The sequence below is a fragment of the Streptomyces sp. DSM 106670 genome, assembly GCF_055792845.1.
On sequence record NZ_CM147704.1, the window covers coordinates 3,820,373 to 3,836,904 of the forward strand.

At 73.5% G+C, this 16,532-nt stretch carries 10 protein-coding genes; 6 read left to right on the top strand and 4 right to left on the bottom strand.

The genetic code is table 11. The features are described 5' to 3' along the window. Nucleotides 1-583: 583 nt before the first annotated feature. Nucleotides 584-1,141: a MarR family winged helix-turn-helix transcriptional regulator gene (locus tag ACSMXR_RS16955; protein WP_007456156.1), complete on the bottom strand. Its 558-nt coding sequence runs from the start codon at nt 1,139-1,141 to the stop codon at nt 584-586. 132 nt (nt 1,142-1,273) lie between these two features. On the opposite strand from ACSMXR_RS16955, the gene ACSMXR_RS16960 reads away from it, so the two are divergent. Further along, nucleotides 1,274-2,608: an MFS transporter gene (locus ACSMXR_RS16960; protein WP_137235439.1), complete on the top strand. Its 1,335-nt coding sequence runs from the start codon at nt 1,274-1,276 to the stop codon at nt 2,606-2,608. Between the two features lie 38 nt (nt 2,609-2,646). On the opposite strand, the gene ACSMXR_RS16965 is transcribed toward ACSMXR_RS16960, so the two are convergent. Beyond that, nucleotides 2,647-4,398 (bottom strand): ATP-binding SpoIIE family protein phosphatase, encoded by a 1,752-nt coding sequence (locus tag ACSMXR_RS16965; RefSeq protein WP_473172247.1) that lies wholly within the window; start codon nt 4,396-4,398, stop codon nt 2,647-2,649. A 276-nt stretch (nt 4,399-4,674) separates the two neighbouring features. Then, on the bottom strand, nt 4,675-6,123 hold the full coding sequence (locus ACSMXR_RS16970; protein ID WP_218525807.1) for an NAD(P)/FAD-dependent oxidoreductase: 1,449 nt from the start codon (nt 6,121-6,123) through the stop codon (nt 4,675-4,677). Between the two features lie 343 nt (nt 6,124-6,466). Between ACSMXR_RS16970 and ACSMXR_RS16975 the strand changes: the two genes are divergently transcribed. Beyond that, nucleotides 6,467-7,402, top strand: a complete 936-nt coding sequence (locus ACSMXR_RS16975; RefSeq protein WP_137235436.1) for a TetR/AcrR family transcriptional regulator — start codon at nt 6,467-6,469, stop codon at nt 7,400-7,402. Nucleotides 7,403-7,673: 271 nt separating this feature from the next. Beyond that, entirely contained in the window at nt 7,674-9,662 is a 1,989-nt protein-coding gene (locus ACSMXR_RS16980) for a sigma-70 family RNA polymerase sigma factor (RefSeq protein WP_473172248.1), read from the top strand. A 25-nt stretch (nt 9,663-9,687) separates the two neighbouring features. On the opposite strand, the gene ACSMXR_RS16985 is transcribed toward ACSMXR_RS16980, so the two are convergent. Then, the gene (locus ACSMXR_RS16985; RefSeq protein ID WP_137235434.1) at nt 9,688-11,799 is read right to left on the bottom strand and encodes an asparagine synthase-related protein; all 2,112 of its coding nucleotides are present in this window, start codon (nt 11,797-11,799) and stop codon (nt 9,688-9,690) included. An 854-nt stretch (nt 11,800-12,653) separates the two neighbouring features. On the opposite strand from ACSMXR_RS16985, the gene ACSMXR_RS16990 reads away from it, so the two are divergent. The 3 genes from ACSMXR_RS16990 (at nt 12,654) to trmB (ending at nt 16,530) form a co-directional block, all read left to right on the top strand. After that, nucleotides 12,654-14,231, top strand: coding sequence for a sporulation protein (locus ACSMXR_RS16990; protein WP_137235433.1), 1,578 nt, complete (start codon nt 12,654-12,656; stop codon nt 14,229-14,231). Nucleotides 14,232-14,354: 123 nt separating this feature from the next. Continuing rightward, a complete protein-coding gene (lhgO, locus tag ACSMXR_RS16995; RefSeq protein ID WP_473172249.1) occupies nt 14,355-15,611 on the top strand; it encodes an L-2-hydroxyglutarate oxidase in 1,257 nt (418 codons plus the stop codon). Next, nucleotides 15,604-16,530 carry a tRNA (guanosine(46)-N7)-methyltransferase TrmB gene (trmB, locus tag ACSMXR_RS17000; protein WP_473172250.1) on the top strand — a complete coding sequence of 309 codons (927 nt, stop codon included), beginning with the start codon at nt 15,604-15,606 and terminating at the stop codon, nt 16,528-16,530. Before lhgO ends, trmB begins: the two co-directional genes overlap by 8 nt. The last annotated feature ends 2 nt before the right edge of the window (nt 16,531-16,532 follow it).

The following is a 16,532-nucleotide window of genomic DNA, read 5'->3' on the forward strand; positions in this document are numbered from 1 at the left end:
CACCCACAAGGAGCGGAACGGCAGGACTTTCAAAGGAACCACCAACCTGCCGAAGCAGGCCGGGGTATCAACATATCTGGCGTTGACTTTTGGCACGCTGTTGAGTTCTCAAGGAACGGACGCTTCCTTCGGTCCCGTTTCACCGGGGCCCTCCGGGCGCTTCCCTTCGTTCTTGCGTTTCCGACTCTATCAGACTCTTTCGTGTCCGATTCCCGGTCGAAGCGGGGTGCTTTCGAGGTTCTTCGCTTTCGCGTTTTCCCTTTCCGGCGAGTCCGACTCTATCAGATCCTTTCGGGCCTGATTCCCAGTCAGCGGGGCTTGTCTTCCCGGCTGTTGGGCCGTTCCGACGCTCAAACTCTAGCGGATTCTCCCGGCGGCTCATAATCGGGCCTTCGTCATGAATTCCGGCATGCCGAAATCATCCCGAGTGGGAGATCGTGCTGAAGTTTGGTTGCCGCGTTCGCGGCGGGATCGGCTGCCGCGGAACCGTTCCGGCTCCGTGACAACTCGGAGAACTTTACGGATCCACCAGGGGTGTGTCAACCCACCCCCGGTGGCCTCCTCGGGGCCTCCGGCGCGGCCGTCAGTCCAGGTCGGTGAGGCGGCCGCCGGCGTCCGGCTGGGCGTGTTCCACCCGGCGCAGGAGGCGGACCAGCAGTTCGCCGAGGACGCCGCGTTCGTCGCCGGACAGGTCCTGGAGGAGGTCCTCCTCGAAGTCGCTCGCCATGCGCATCGCCTCGAGCCACTTCGTACGGCCCTCGTCGGTCAGCTCGACGATGACGCGGACCCGGTTGTTCTCGTCGCGGTCCCGGGTGACCAGGCCCTCGCCGGCCATCCGGTCGATGCGGTGGGTCATGGCGGCCGGGGTGAGACCGAGGCGCTTCGCCAGTTCGCCGGGGCCCAGCCGGTAGGGGGCGCCCGCCAGGACCAGGGTCTTGAGGACCTCCCACTCGGCGTTGCTGATGCCGAGGGCGGCGACCTGCCTCCCGTACGCGACGTTCATCCGGCGGTTCAGGCGGCCCAGTGCGGAGACCACCTGTTCGACCTGCGGGTCGAGGTCGCGGAACTCGCGCTGGTAGGCGGCGATCTGTTCGTCGAGGCTCGGCTCGCTGGGGCCGGGCTCCTCGGTGCTCTCAGACATGGCGGGCAGTATGACACGCCCCCACCACCCTTGAAGTCCTTCAGGCTGTAGTTTTCACCTTCTAAGTTTAGTGCTAAAGTCTTCGAGTCTGATTTCTTCGAAACCTTGAGGTAGGTGAGTGTGACCAGGGAGATGGGCGCAGCGCTGCGACGGATCCAGCTGGGCAGCGCGCTGAGCGCGTTCGGGCTCGGGTTCACCGTTCCGTATCTGTACGTCTACGTGGCGCAGGTACGGGATCTGGGCGCCGGGACGGCGGGGGTCGTCCTGGCGGTCTTCGCGATGGCGGCGCTGGCCGTTCTGCCGTTCACCGGGCGGGCCATCGACCGGCGGGGCCCGTTGCCCGTGCTGGTGGTGGCCTCCGCTCTGGCCTCCGTGGGCGCCGCCGCCCTGGGGTTCGCGAGCAGCGTTCCGGCCGCCGTGCTGGCCGCCGCGGTCCTCGGTGCGGGGACCGCCGTCATGCAGCCGGCCCTCGCCACGATGCTCGTGTGGTGCTCCAGCACCGCGACCCGTACGCGCGCCTTCGCCATGCAGTTCTTCCTGCAGAACCTGGGGCTCGGCCTCGGCGGGCTCGTCGGCGGGCAGCTGGTGGACGTGGACCGTCCGGCGAGCTTCACGATGCTCTTCCTGATCGAGGCCGCGATGTTCGTGGTGCTCGGTGTCGTCGTGACCACCGTGCGCATGCCGCGTACGGCTTCGCTCGGCGGCGCCAGGCCGGCGGACGGGTCCGCCGCGAAGGGCGGCGGGCTGCGGGCGCTGCTGTCGCACCGGGCCATGGTGCAGCTGTGCGTGCTGGGGTTCGTGCTGTTCTTCGCCTGCTACGGGCAGTTCGAGTCCGGGCTCGCCGCGTACGGCACGGAGGCCGCCGGGATCGAGCCCTCCACCCTCGGCTTCGCGCTGGCCGCCAACACCGCGGTCATCGTCGTGGCGCAGTTCGTCGTGCTGCGGCTCGTGGAGCGCCGGCGGCGCAGCCGGGTCATCGCCGCGGTCGGCCTGATCTGGGCCTTCGCCTGGATCGTGGCGGGCTACGCCGGGCTCGGGCACGGCAGCCAGACCATGGCGACGGCCGCGTTCATCTCGACGTACGCGCTGTTCGGGCTGGGGGAGGCGATGCTGTCGCCGACCGTCGCCCCGCTGGTCGCCGATCTGGCGCCGGAGTCGATGGTCGGGCAGTACAACTCGGCGTTCGCCCTGTGCAAGCAGCTCGCGCTCGCGGTCGGTCCGGCCGTCGGCGGGCCGATGGGGGCGTCGCTGCACGGCCCGTACATCGTGACGTTCGTGCTGTTCTCGCTGGGCATCACGGTGCTCGCGCTGCGGCTGGGCCGTCGGCTCACCCCCGTACAGGATCAGCCGTCGCTGGCCGGCGTCCCCTCGCGGGTGGTGGCGGTGTCACTGCCCGAGGGGCCGGACGGCGCGGTGCCCGCCGGGAACACCGCACCCGCACCCGCCTCGGCTTCCGCCGGTCACTGACCGGACCCGACGAAGAACGTTCGCCCTGCCGCTCTGTTTCACCGCGGCAGGGCGAACTCGCACCAGACCGCCTTTCCGCCGCCCGGTGTGCGCCGGCTGCCCCATGAGGTGGCGATCGAGGCGATGATCGAGATGCCGCGTCCCGCCTCGTCCGCCGGTTCGGCCTGGCGGCGGCGCGGCAGGTGGTCGTCGCCGTCGGTGACCTCGATGATCAGCCGGCGGTCCGTACGGCGCAGCCCCAGGCGCATCGGCGGGGTGCCGTGCTGGAGGGAGTTCGCGACGAGCTCGCTGGTGGCGAGGACGCCCAGGTCGCGGAGTTCGACCGGGAAGCGCCAGGAGGTCAGGACCCCGGTGGCGAAGGCGCGGGCGCGCGGGGCGGCCTCGATGCCGCCGAGGAGATCGAGCGCGGCGTTGTGGAACAGCTCCGCGTTCGGTCCCGTACGGGCGGGGTGCTGGACCACCAGGACCGCCACGTCGTCGTCGTGCTCGGCGGTCACGCCCAGGGAGCGGATCAGCCGGTCGCACACCACCTGCGGTGATCCCTTGGCGCCGGAGAGGGCGCGGGCCAGGGAGGCGACGCCCTCGTCGATGTCCTCGCTGCGCCGTTCGACCAGGCCGTCCGTATAGAGGACCGCGGTGGAGCCGGGCGGCAGCGCGATGGTGCCCGAGGTGTGGACCCAGCCGCCGGTGCCGAGCGGGGGCCCGGTGGGGTCGGCGGCGCGGTGGACCGTGCCGTCCTCGTCGCAGACGAGGATCGGGAGGTGTCCGGCGGAGGCGTAGACGAGCTGCCCCTCGTTGGGATCATGGACGGCGTAGACGCAGGTGGCGATCTGGCTGGCGTCGATCTCGGCGGCGAGGATGTCCAGCAGCTGGATCACCTCGTGCGGCGGGAGGTCGAGCCGGGCGTAGGCGCGGACGGCGGTGCGGAGCTGGCCCATCACGGCGGCGGCCCGGACGCCGCGGCCCATCACATCGCCGATGACCAGGGCGGTGCGGCCCGCGCCGAGGGTGATGACGTCGTACCAGTCGCCGCCGACCGCGGCGTCGGTTCCGCCGGGCTGGTAGGTGGCGGCGATGCGGAGGTCGTCGGGCTGTTCCAGCTCCTGCGGGAGGAGGGAGCGCTGGAGGGTGACGGCCGTTTCGCGGTGGCGGCGCTCGCTGGTGCGCAGGCGTTCGGCGGCTTCGGCGTGGTCGGTGACGTCTGCCGCGTAGACGAGGACGCCGCCCTCCTTCTTGGCGTCCGCCTTGGCATCGCCCTTGTCGGGCCCCTTGTTCTCCTTGTCCTCCTTGTCCCCCTTCTCCTCCGCGCTGTCCCAGGCGGCGACCGGGGTGCAGGTCACGGTGTACGAGCCGCCCTCGGCGGTCCTGCGGGACTTGACCGTGCGCGCGGTGCCGCTGCGCAGGACCTGGTCGAGCAGGGGGAGCACGCTGAGCTGGGCGAGCTCGGGCAGGGCCTCGGCCGCGGGGACGCCGGACGGGCGGGGGCCGAACGCGGCCTCGTACGCGTCGTTGACGTAGGCGACGCGGTGGTCCGCGCCGTGCAGCAGCGCGACGGGGGCGGGGAGCCGGCCGAGGATCTCGCGGGCGGAGAGGTCGTCGAGGGCGGGCCCGGGCAGGGCCTCCGCCGGGGCGGGGCCGGAAGGCGCCGGGGAGGCGTCGTCCGGCTGGGCGGGCGAGCCCTCCGGCCGGGCGTACTCGGCTCGGGCCGCCGGCACGGCGCTGCGGTCGTCCCGCGCGGCGGCTCGGCGCTGCGTTCCGGGAAGGCGGGCGCTCCAACGCGTGAAGTTCACGGTATTTCTGGCCTCGTGTGTCGGTCTGGTCCGCTCGGGCGGGCTGCTTCTTCTGCCGTTTCTTCGGGCATGGTCGGGGCTCCGGGGGCCGTACCCCCGGGAAGGCGCAGCCGGGCCTCGTCGTGCTGGTGGTGCGTCGCCGCAGGTCACTGTCGGTCACTGCCCGCCGGGTCACTCTGTGCAGGCGTGGGCCCACCTATGGTCACACGTCCAGTGTGACCGACCGTACTGACAGTCGCCGCCCTGGCCGCCCGTCAGCTGTCCGCCGGATGTCCGTCAGCTGTCCGTCCGGCGGTCGTCCGGCGGTTCTTCCGGGCCCTTCGGGCGGGCGGGGCCGGGGATCCCCGGGGTGCCGGAGCCGCCTCCCGCCGCGAGTTCGAACTCGGCGCGGGGGTGTTCCAGCGAACCGAGCGAGACGATCTCGCGTTTGAAGAGTCCGGACAGGGTCCATTCGGCAAGGACGCGCGCCTTCCGGTTGAACGTCGGCACCCGGCTGAGGTGGTACGTACGGTGCATCAGCCAGGCGGGGTAGCCCTTGAGCTTGCGACCGTAGACGTGGGCGACGCCTTTGTGCAGCCCCAGGGAGGCGACCGATCCGGCGTACGCGTGCCGGTACTCCTTGAGCGGGCGGCCGTCGACCGTGGCGAGGACGTTGTCGGCGAGGACCTTCGCCTGGCGCACCGCGTGCTGGGCGTTGGGGGCGGTCTCGCGGCCCGGTTCGGAGGCGGTCAGATCGGGTACGGCGGCGGCGTCGCCGGCGGCCCAGGCGTGCGGGACACCCTCGACGCCGAGGGTGGCGGTACAGCGGAGCCGGCCGCGTTCGGTGAGGGGCAGGTCGGTGGCGGCCAGCAGCGGGGCCGGTTTGACGCCCGCGGTCCAGACGAGGGTGCGGGTGGGGAAGCGGGAGCCGTCGCTGAGGACGGCGACGCGGTCCTCGCAGGTGTCGAGGCGGGTGTCGAGGCGTACGTCGATGTTCCGGCCGCGCAGCTCGCCGATGGCGTACGTGCCCATGGCCTCGCCGACCTCGGGGAGGATGCGCCCGGAGGCCTCGACCAAGATCCATTTCAGGTCGGCCGGCTTGATGTTGTGGTAGTACCGCGCCGTGTAGCGGGCCATGTCCTCCAGTTCGGCCAGCGCCTCCACGCCCGCGTAGCCTCCGCCGACGAAGACGAAGGTGAGGGCGGCGTCGCGGATCGCCGGATCGCGGGTGGCGGAGGCGATGTCCATCTGTTCGATGACGTGGTTGCGCAGCCCGATGGCCTCCTCGACGGTCTTGAATCCGATGCCGAACTCGGCGAGGCCGGGGACCGGCAGGGTGCGCGACACGGATCCGGGGGCGATGACGATCTCGTCGTAGCCGATCTCCAGGGCTCCGGTGCCGTCCTCGCCGGTGGCGAGGGTGGTGACGGTCGCGGTCCGTTTGGTGTGGTCGACGCGCTGCGCCTCGCCGATGACGATCGTGCAGTCCTTGAGGACGCGGCGCAGCGGCACGACGACATGGCGGGGCGAGATCGAGCCGGCGGCCGCTTCGGGGAGGAAGGGCTGGTACGTCATGTACGGCTCGGGCGTGACGACCACGATCTCGGCGTCGCCGCTCCTCAGTCTCTGCTTCAACTTCCGTTGGAGACGCAGCGCTGTGTACATCCCGACGTAGCCGCCGCCGACGACGAGAATGCGCACACCTGGCCGGGTGCCGGGGGTCGTCCCCCGGGAATCTGGAGCCATCACCACCCCATGACGCAACGGAGTCAGTGGTTTGTCCACAGGCCCGGCAAATTGTGTGACCGGCGGATCCTCAACGGCACTCGGGGCCCGCGGGTGGCGGAAAATGACAGCAGTGCAGGTCAGGCACTACGAACGGGGTAAGCGGAAGGGCGATGTTCCGGCGTCGGTCGGATCTTGGTCCGATCGAGGGGCGCCCCATGCGGAACTACCCCCTTCTGAATTGACGCGGGCTCAACTATGTTCGTAACCCGTCGGGGTGTCGGGTGCGGATTTCGTTGTGCTCCGCTCCCCGTCTGAAACGGCGGGAAGTCTCCGGGGGGAGACGTCATAACCGGGGGAAGTTATGCATATTCAGGATACGCATGGCCAGGCTGCGCTCTCGCGCGCGTCCGAGGACCACGGGCGCCTCGGCTCCGTGGGTGCGCTCGGCGTCATGAGCTCGGCGGACGCCGTTCGCTCGGCGGCCGCGGTGAGTGCCGCGGCGCTGAATTCGGCCGGTGCCGGACAGGCCCCGAACGGGGCGACGACGGCGGGAACGGCGACGACGGGAGCCGCGGGCGCGCCGCGCTCGGCTCCGCTGCGCGTGGACGCGCAGCGCAATCTGGAGCACGTGCTGCGCGCGGCGCGCGAGGTGTTCGGAGAGCTGGGTTACGGCGCTCCGATGGAGGATGTGGCACGTCGTGCCCGCGTCGGCGTGGGCACCGTCTACCGACGGTTCCCGAGCAAGGACGTGCTGGTACGGCGGATAGCCGAGGAGGAGACCTCCCGGCTGACCGAGCAGGCGCGTACGGCGCTGGGGCAGGAGGAGAAGCCCTGGTCGGCGCTCTCCCGCTTCCTGCGGACGTCCGTGGCGTCGGGTGCGGGCAGGCTGCTGCCGCCGCAGGTGCTGCGGGTCGGGGTCGACGGGGAGGAGCCGGGCGCACCGGCGGCTTCCGGGGCGGCTTCGGCGTCGGGCGCGGTGGACGAGACGCGGGTTCCGCAGCAGCGGCAGGGAGTGGGCCAGGACGACTTCCGCGTCGTCGGCCAGCGCTCCGGCGGCGGCGACGGGCTCGACGGCCTCGGTGAGGACTCGGGCGCGGTCGAGCTGCTGGAGGTCGTGGGGCAACTGGTGGACCGGGCGCGGGACTCCGGTGAGCTGCGCCGGGATGTGACGGTGGCCGATGTGCTGCTGGTCATCGCGACGGCGGCTCCTTCGCTGCCGGACGCCGCTCAGCAGGCCGCGGCTTCGGCCCGGTTGCTGGACATCCTGCTGGAGGGGCTGCGGTCGCGGCCCGCGTGACGCGGCCGTCCGTCCGTGTCCGACCGTCCGCGTCCGTCTGCCCGGGTCCGTCCGTCTGTCGACGGGCGGGCGCGGGCGGGCGGTGACCGGGTGCCGGGAGACGGGAGACGAATCGACGGGGTCTCATTCCCCGAAAGAAGGTTCTCTAGTACTCATATTCGAGAAAACGCCCCGGATGAGTGGTTGGCGGGACTGAGATGCCAACGCGATTGAGCCATGTGGCAGTCTTGGCCGGTATTCGGGTCCAAGGGTGTATACGGGGGCTTCCGCGATGAGCGGTAACGAGCAGCAGGAAGAGCCGCTCGGCGAGATCGCTGCGGCCGACAGGGACACCAAGGCGGACGGGCTGTCCGCCGGGCAGGTGCCGACCCAGGCCGTACGCGGCTCGTCGGACGGTGAGGCCGAGGGCGGCACCGTCCTGCCCGGCCCGTGGCCCGCCGTCGCCGAGGAGGACGCCTCCGGCGGTGTCGGCGCGCCGGCGGTTCCGCAGCAGCGCGCGGGCCGCAGCGGGGCCCCCGAGGCCGGCCTCTCCGACGCCCGGCTGATCGAGGACATGCGGGCGGGCGACGACCAGGCCTACGAGGAGCTGTTCCGGCGGCACTCGGCCGCCGTGCTCCGTTACGCCCGCAGCTGCTGCCGGGACGCGCACACCGCCGACGACCTGACGGCCGAGGTGTTCGCGCGCACGCTCCAGGCCGTACGGGGCGGAAAGGGGCCGACGGAAGCGGTCCGGGCCTATCTGATGACCGCCGTCCGCCATGTCGCCGCCGCCTGGACCAAGAGCGCCAGGCGTGAGCATCTGGTCGACGACTTCGCGGTGTTCGCCGCCCAGGCCTCCCGCTCGTCCGAGGTCTCCGACGACGACACCCTCGAACTCGGCGCCGACGTCCTGGCGATGCACGAGGCCGAGCAGACGATGGCGATGCAGGCGTTCCGGAGCCTCCCGGAGCGCTGGCAGGCGGTCCTGTGGCACACCACGGTGGAGGAGGAGTCGCCGAGCGAGATCGCCCCGCTCTTCGGCCTCACCGCCAACGCCACCGCCGTCCTGGCCAGCCGCGCCCGCGAAGGGCTCAAGCAGGCGTATCTCCAGGCCCATGTCAGCCAGGCGCTGACCACCGGCGGGGACTGCGCGCAGTACGCCGACCGGCTCGGCGCCCACGCCCGGGGCGGACTGCGGACCCGGGCCGAACGGGGGCTGCGCAAGCACCTCGACGAATGCGCCAAGTGCCGGGTGGCCGCGGGCGAGCTGGACCATGTGAACGCCGGGATCCCGGCGCTGCTGCCCGTCGCGGTCATCGGCTGGTTCGCCGCCGGGTATTCGCTCAAGGCCGCGGGCATCGTGGCCGGCGGCGCGGCCGGGGCCGCCGGAGCGGGAGCCGCCGCGGCGGCCACCGGGTCCGGTTCCACCGGTGGCGCCGCCGGAGGCGCCGCTGCCTCCGAGGGGCTCGGCGCACCCGCCAAGGCCGGGATCGCCGCCGCCGTGGCGGTGGCCGCCGCGGCCGGTCTGGTGTGGGCGCTCGTCGGCGACGACCAGCCGAAGCCGGAGCCCAAGCCGGTCGCGAAGCCGCCGGCCGTGGCGCCCGCGGTGCCGACGCCGGAGCCTCCGCCGTCCCCGAAGCCGGCTCCGAAGCCGCCGGCCGCCCCCGCACCGCCCGCTCCCCCGGTGCCGTCCCCGTCCGAGCCGGCCCCGAAGCCCACGCCGACGCCGAGCCCCACGCCCTCCCCGGAGCCGCCGCCGAAGCCCGCGCCCCCGGCGCCGAGCCCGCCGCCGTCCCCGAAGCCGACGCCCAAGCCGCCGAAGCCCACACCGCCGCCGCCCGCCCCGGAGGTGTACCAGGTCAGCGAGCTGGCGTACTCCGTGTTCGGCGACCACACCGAGCCGGAAGTGGCGATGGGCCAGAGCAGTTGGATCTGGCAGCGGTCGAACGTGTCGATCGCCTCCACCCGTTACGCGCACGGGGTGACCGTGCACGCCCGCTCCTCGGTGACCATCGAGCTGAACCGGCCGTGCACCCGCTACGAGGCCATGGTCGGGGTGGACGATCTGACGCCGCTGCTCGGCGCGGTGCGCTTCTCGGTGTTCAACGGGAACGGCGCGCGGCTCTGGCGCTCCCCGGTGATGAAGAGCGGCGAGCCCGCCGTCCCGGTGAGCGTGAACATCGCCGGGCAGTCCTCGATCCGCCTCGTGGTGGAGCCGGAGACCCCGATGGGCGGCGTGGCCCTGGCGGACTGGGCGAATTCCCGGATCAGCTGCGCCTGAGGCGCCCGGCGGCGGTCTCTTCCGGTCAGGGTTGGAGCGTGCGCCGGGCGGGGATCACGCCGCCCGCGACCGCGCGCTGGCGCGGGGCGGCCGTGCCCGTCCAGCAGGTGCCGCGGCGGGTCACCAGGCGGCGCAGCCACAGTTCGGTGGAGGCCAGGTCCGCCAGGCCGTCCAGCGGCAGCGGCTCGCCCTCGGACGCGGCGCGCAGGGCCTTGCGGACCACCCGGGCCTCGACCAGTCCCGCGTCGGCCAGCAGCGGGGCGTCGAACAGGGCCATCAGCTCGGGCAGCGCGGTGCGCAGACCGGTCCGGGTGACGGCGGTGGAGGTGGCCTGGGAGGGCGCGCCCCAACCGGGCGGCAGATCGTGGATGCCCGCCCCGCCGAGCACCCGGCGCAGGATCGCGGCCCGTGCGCCGGGCTGGACGCGCAGCGACTCGGGCAGCGCGCGGGCCGCCCTGACCACCTGGTTGTCGAGGAACGGGGCGTGCAGGCGCTGGCTGCGGATCTCCGCGGCCTGCTCCAGGATCCGGTGGTCGGCGGCCCCCCGGGCGAGCGCGGCGCGGGCCCGGGCCTCCCCCGGACGCTGTACCGAGGTGGGCCGGATCGCCGCCTCCTGGAGGCGAACCGATACTTCGGCCAGCGCCTCCCCCGTCAGCCAGCGCGCCGCGGGCCCCGGGCGCGACCAGGCGAGGGCGGCGAGCGAGGCGTCGGCGGGGGTGGCGAGGTCGGGGGCGTAGCGGTTGGCGTCGGGGAGGAGCCCGGCGGCGGACTCCAGACCGGTGCGGTAGGACGTACGGGCCAGGCGGCGGGCGGCGCGGTAGACCGTCAGCGGGACGAACAGCGAGTGCGCCGTGGGACCTTCGGCCTTGGTCAGGGCGGCGACGGGGCGCAGGAGGTGGCGTCTGCGCCGGTCCATCAGGAGGTCGGCGAGACGGGCCGGGTGCGCGTCCAGGACCTGCCGGGCCCCGGCTCCGACGAGGTGGTCGGCGCTGCCCGCGGAGAGCCGGCGGCGGTGCCGGTCGGCCAGGACGAGCGAGGGCGCCGGTTCGTCGGTCAGGGTGACGGTCTCCAACCCGGCGTACGGCAGGGCCTCTTCGCCCGCCGCGACGACCACGTGGTGCAGGCGCGGGTTGGCGGCGATGGCGCGGGCCCGCTCCAGCTCGTCCTCGTTGCCGCGGGTGGTGAGGTCGTTGAAGGTGACGGCGAGCAGCCGCTCGCCGGCGCCGGTGCCGTGGCCGAGGAGGGTGCCGGGCAGTCCGGGCAGCCCGGAGGCGAGCAGGGCGAGGGTGGCCGAGGCGCTGCCGCCGGAGAGGTCGGCGCCGATGCCCGCCACCGGTCCGCCCCGGGCCGCACGCCGGTCGGCGGGGCCCATGCCGGGGACGGGCCCCGGGTCCTGCGGCAGGTTCTCCGGCGCGTGGCGCGGGGCCGTGAGCCGGGCGCGTACGGCTTCGACGAGCGCGTCCCGTACGCCCTCCACGGCGTGCACCGGGTCGGCCTGGGGTGCGGCGACGGCGAGCGAGGCGACGGCCTCGTACCCGGTGATCTCCCGCGAGCCCTCCCGCAGGATCAGCGCGTGGCCCGGCGGGACGCGCTTCACGCCGACGTAGGGCGTGCCGTCGCCGAGCGCCTCGGGGGTCTCCGGGCAGGCGAGCAGGGCGGCGAGGTGCCCGATGTCGAGCTGGGCCTCGATGAGGTCGGCGAGCGGCAGGGCGGCGGTGGCGTAGGCGGTGCCGTTGGCCCAGGGGGTGTGGAAGACCGGCCGGGCGCCGGCCAGGTCGCCCGCGACGGTGATGCGGCGGCCGATCTGCACGACGGCGGTGTAACTGCCGGGCCAGGCGGTGAGATGGCGCATCGCACCGCCGCGCGCGGCGAGGAGTCCGACGCGCAGCTGCTCGTCGGTGGCGCCGCAGCAGCCGAGGACCGCGAGGCGTGCGGTGGGCGCCCCTTCGGGGGTCGCGACGCCGATGACGCGGATCTCGTCGGGGCGCCAGTCACCGACCGCCCACAGCGGATCCGGGTCGCCCCACAGGAGTTGGGAGCCCACGGGGTGAACCGTGCGCCCCTCTCCGCCGTTTCCGACGGCGCCGACGGTGCCGAAGCTCGCGGCGATACTGCTCCATCCCACCAACCAACGCATCGCCGCCTCCACAGGCTGTGGACAAACGGCGCACGAGATGAGCGAGAACGCCGCTGCGGGACATGCTGCCACGACAATGCCGCAGGAGAGGGTGTACGGGCGGCGCACGCCGGAAGAGCATGCGCCCCTGGCAAAGGCCCGACGCGACCTTCACCGCGACGACAGCAACGGAAGTGCGGGTTCCGGGAGTTGCGGAGGTCGGGCCGCCCGGTCTCCGCGCCGCCCCGGCCCGTCCCCGTGACAGGGGAAGGGCCGGCGCCGCCCGGAAACAGCGGCGATATCCGGCCATAGTCGGACCGTTGGTCAGACCCTCACCGGACCGTCGCTATTCGGCCATTCTCTCGAAGCGCCACCACGCGCGCATACCGTGCCGCGCCCCCCTGGCGACCCCTCCACGCACAGTCCGGGAGGTGGGCCTCACCTCCCGGACCGGTCCGCCGCCCGCGGGGAATGGAGCGGCGGTTTCCCCCAGCCCACTGAGTCCAGTGCAGCGGGCCGACCCACGCGGTACCCAGCCAAGCGTCACGGCGACGGCCGGGCCAGAGCGCACGGCCGGGCGCACGGCCACACACCGGGAGCACGCCGCACCCCGGCCCGCGCACCCGCGCCCGGACGGCCCGCACCGCCCGCACGGACAACAATCCCGCCATCCGGACGTCTGCCCCTTAACGGTAGGGATAGGGAGAACTACGCTGTGTTTACTGGTGTTCTCGACAGGGGGGCATATTCCTCGGGGCTCGGCCACATGCGTGTGCAGGCGGAGTACGAGGGTTCGAACCTGGGGAGGCATCGGTACGAATGCCGCGCGCCGTCCTCGGTGACGCGGCGGCTGTCTGTGTGTCGAGGGGTGGCGCATGTCCAGGGAGCAACGCGGGCCGAACGAGAAGCTCGGCACGGTTCTCGCCCTCGCGGGAATCAGTAACGCCGGGCTCGCCCGGCGGGTCAACGACCTCGGAGCACAGCGCGGTCTGACACTTCGCTACGACAAGACCTCGGTGGCCCGGTGGGTCGCCAAGGGGATGGTGCCGCAGGGCGCGGCGCCGCATCTCATCGCGGCGGCGATCGGGGCCAAGCTCGGCCGGCCGGTCCCGCTGCACGAGATCGGCCTCGCCGACGCGGACCCGGCCCCGGAGGTCGGCCTCGCCTTCCCCCGGGACGTGGGCGAGGCGGTCCGGTCGGCGACCGAGCTGTACCGGCTGGATCTGGCCGGGCGGCGGGGCGGCGGCGGGATCTGGCAGTCCCTGGCGGGATCGTTCTCGGTGAGCGCGTACGCGACGCCCGCCTCCCGCTGGCTGATAACCCCCGCCGATCCGTCGGTGGCCCGGGACCCGACGGCGGCGCAGGCGGCGATCCTCGGGGCACGCGGCGGCGCACCCGACGGGCCGTCCGGTCCGGCGGCCCGCGGCACGCAGGGCGCACCGGACGCCCGGGGCGCACAGATCCTCCACACTCCCGGCGCGGCCGGCTCCGTCCCCGTACAGCCGGGCCCGGAGACGGCGGCGGACGCCTCGCCGCTGCGGGTCGGCCACAGCGATGTGTCGAAGCTGCGCGAGGCGGCCCAGGACGCCCGGCGGTGGGACTCCAAGTACGGCGGCGGCGACTGGCGTTCCTCCATGGTTCCCGAGTGCTTACGCGTCGACGCCGCACCTCTGCTCCTCGGCTCGTACACCGACGAGGTCGGCCGGGCCCTGTTCGGCGCGTCCGCCGAGCTGACCCGGCTGGCCGGCTGGATGGCCTTCGACACCGGCCAGCAGGAAGCCGCCCAGCGCTACTACATCCAGGCCCTGCGGCTGGCCCGCGCCGCCGCCGACGTACCGCTCGGCGGCTATGTCCTCGCCTCCATGTCCCTCCAGGCGACCTACCGCGGCTTCGCCGACGAAGGCGTCGACCTCGCCCAGGCCGCCGTCGAGCGCAACCGCGGCCTCGCCACCGCCCGCACCATGAGCTTCTTCCGTCTGGTGGAGGCCCGCGCCCATGCGAAGGCCGGCGACGCACCGGCCGCGGGGGCCGCGCTCAAGGGCGCCGAGAGCTGGCTGGAGCGGTCCCGGGCGGGCGACTCCGACCCGCCCTGGCTCGGTTTCTACGGCTACGACCGGTTCGCCGCCGACGCCGCCGAGTGCTACCGGGACCTGAAGGCCCCCCGCCAGGTGCGGCGCTTCACCGAGCAGGCGCTGTCCCGGCCGACCGAGGAGTTCGTCCGCAGCCACGGACTGCGGCTCGTCGTCTCCGCCGTCGCCGAGCTGGAGTCCGGCAATCTGGACGCGGCCTGCGCGGCGGGCACCCGGGCGGTGGAGGTCGCGGGCCGGATCTCCTCGGCCCGCACCACGGAGTACGTGCGCGATCTGCTGCACCGCCTGGAGCCGTACGGGGACGAGCCCCGCGTCGCCGAGCTGCGGGAGCGGGCCCGCCCGCTGCTGGTCACCCAGGCCTGAGAACCGGACACGGAAGCCGCCCGGCGGGCCCCCGCCGGGCGGAGTGTGCGCCACGCCCTGCCCATCTCGGGTTTGAGCCGGTTGTCAGTGGGTCAGTGCACTATCGGGGTGGGAGGTGGCGTGATGATGACGCACGCGGCGTACGACTGCGATGTGCTGGTGATCGGCGGCGGGATCGTCGGTCTGTCGACCGCGTATGCGCTCACCCGGGCGGCTCCGGGCACCCGGGTCACGGTCCTGGAGAAGGAACGCGGCCCCGCCCGCCATCAGACCGGCCGCAACAGCGGCGTGATCCACAGCGGCATCTACTACCGCCCCGGCTCCCTCAAGGCCCGGTACGCGCTGCGCGGCTCCGCCGAGCTCGCGGACTTCTGCGCCGAGCACTCCATCGCGCACGCCACCACCGGCAAGCTGATCGTCGCCACCGAGCGCTCCGAGCTGCCCCGGCTGCATGCCCTGGTGCAGCGCGGCCGCGAGCACGGACTGCCCGTGCGGGAGCTGGGCCCGGCCCAGATCGCGGAGTACGAACCGGAGGTCCGGGGCCTGGCGGCGATCCGGGTCGGCACGACGGGCGTCTGCGACTTCACCTCCGTGGCCACCCGCTTCGCGACCGAGGTCACCGCGGCGGGCGGCATCGTGCGGTACGGCGCGGAGGTCACCGCGATAGATCGGCGGCCCTGGGGCGTCGCGGTGCGCACGGCGGACGGCCTGGTCGTCCGGGCCCGGGTGCTGGTCAACTGCGCGGGGCTGCACTGCGACCGGGTGGCCCGCCTCGCCGGGGACGACCCGGGGGTGCGGATCGTGCCGTTCCGGGGCGAGTACTACGCGCTGGCCCGCCCCGAGCTGGTGCGCGGTCTGGTCTACCCGGTGCCGGACCCGGCGTTCCCCTTCCTCGGCGTCCACCTCACCCGGGGCTTCGACGGCTCCGTCCACGTCGGTCCGAACGCGGTGCCCGCCCTGGCCCGCGAGGGATACACCTGGCCACAGGTCCGCCCCGCCGAACTGCTGTCCACGCTGAGCTGGCCGGGCACCTGGCAGATCGCCCGCCGGCACTGGCGGTACGGGGCGGGCGAGGTGCACCGCTCGCTGTCCCGGTCCGCGTTCACCCGGGCCGTCCAGCGGCTGCTGCCCGCCGTCACCGAGGACGATCTGCGCCCGTCGCCCGCCGGGGTCCGGGCCCAGGCGGTGCTGAAGGACGGCACGCTGGTCGACGACTTCCTGATCCGCGAGGCCCCGCACACCGTGCATGTGCTCAACGCCCCGTCGCCGGCCGCGACGGCGTGCCTGCCCATCGGACGGGAGGTGGCGCGGCTCGCGCTGCGCCGGGCTCGGGAGACGGGGTGGAGGCCGCCCGCCGTAGAATCCGGTCATTGTGTCTGAGCAGCCCTTGAACCCCACGCCCGCCGGATCCCCCAACGCGACGCCGGCCGATACGACGCCGGCCGCCCCCGCGCGGACCGGCTCCACGGCGGCCGACGCGCACGCCGACGCGCACGCCGACGCTCTCGCCGACGCCTCCGCCGACGAAGCCGCCGCGCTGCGGGCCGCCTCCTTCGAGCGCGCGCGCCGGCTGCGCATGGAGCCCCGCTTCCCCGGCGGCCCCGCCGCCGACCCGGCCGGCTCGCACCACGAGCGCCGGATCCGCAGCTTCCAGCCGCGCCGCAGCCGGGTCACCACCGGCCAGCAGGAGTCCCTGGAGCGGCTGTGGCCGAAGTGGGGCCTGGACATCGACGGCAAGCGGGTCCTGGACCTGACCGAGCTGTTCGACGGGCTGCCCGTCGTCCTGGAGATCGGCTTCGGCATGGGCGAGGCCACCGCGCAGATGGCCGCCGACGACCCGGGCACCGGCATCCTCGCGGTCGACGTCCACACCCCCGGCCAGGGCAATCTGCTGGGCCTCGCGGACAGGGCGGGCTCGACCAACGTACGGGTGGCCAACGGCGACGCGGTCATCCTGCTGCGCGAGATGCTGGCCCCCGAGTCCCTCGACGGTCTGCGGGTCTACTTCCCCGACCCGTGGCCCAAGGCCCGCCACCACAAACGGCGGCTGATCCAGCCCGACTTCCTCGACCTCGTCGCCCCGGTCCTCAAGCCCGGCGCGATCGTCCACTGCGCGACCGACTGGGAGCCGTACGCCGAGCAGATGCTGGAGGTGCTCACCGCGCACCCCCGCTTCGCGAACACCGCGGCCGACGGCGGCTACGCCCCGCGCCCCGCGTTCCGGCCGCTCACCCGCTTCGAGGGGCAGGGCCTGGACAAGGGGCACATCGTCCACGACCTGCTGTTCGCCCGCGTCTGACA

Bases quoted from the DNA above. Each gene is read 5' to 3' on its own strand.
- ACSMXR_RS16970 (WP_218525807.1), bottom strand. From the start codon at position 6,123: ATGGCTCCAGATTCCCGGGGGACGACCCCCGGCACCCGGCCAGGTGTG.
- lhgO (WP_473172249.1), top strand. From the start codon at position 14,355: ATGATGACGCACGCGGCGTACGACTGCGATGTGCTGGTGATCGGCGGC.
- ACSMXR_RS16980 (WP_473172248.1), top strand. From the start codon at position 7,674: ATGAGCGGTAACGAGCAGCAGGAAGAGCCGCTCGGCGAGATCGCTGCG.
- ACSMXR_RS16975 (WP_137235436.1), top strand. From the start codon at position 6,467: ATGCATATTCAGGATACGCATGGCCAGGCTGCGCTCTCGCGCGCGTCC.
- ACSMXR_RS16955 (WP_007456156.1), bottom strand. From the start codon at position 1,141: ATGTCTGAGAGCACCGAGGAGCCCGGCCCCAGCGAGCCGAGCCTCGAC.
- ACSMXR_RS16990 (WP_137235433.1), top strand. From the start codon at position 12,654: ATGTCCAGGGAGCAACGCGGGCCGAACGAGAAGCTCGGCACGGTTCTC.
- ACSMXR_RS16985 (WP_137235434.1), bottom strand. From the start codon at position 11,799: ATGCGTTGGTTGGTGGGATGGAGCAGTATCGCCGCGAGCTTCGGCACC.
- ACSMXR_RS16960 (WP_137235439.1), top strand. From the start codon at position 1,274: ATGGGCGCAGCGCTGCGACGGATCCAGCTGGGCAGCGCGCTGAGCGCG.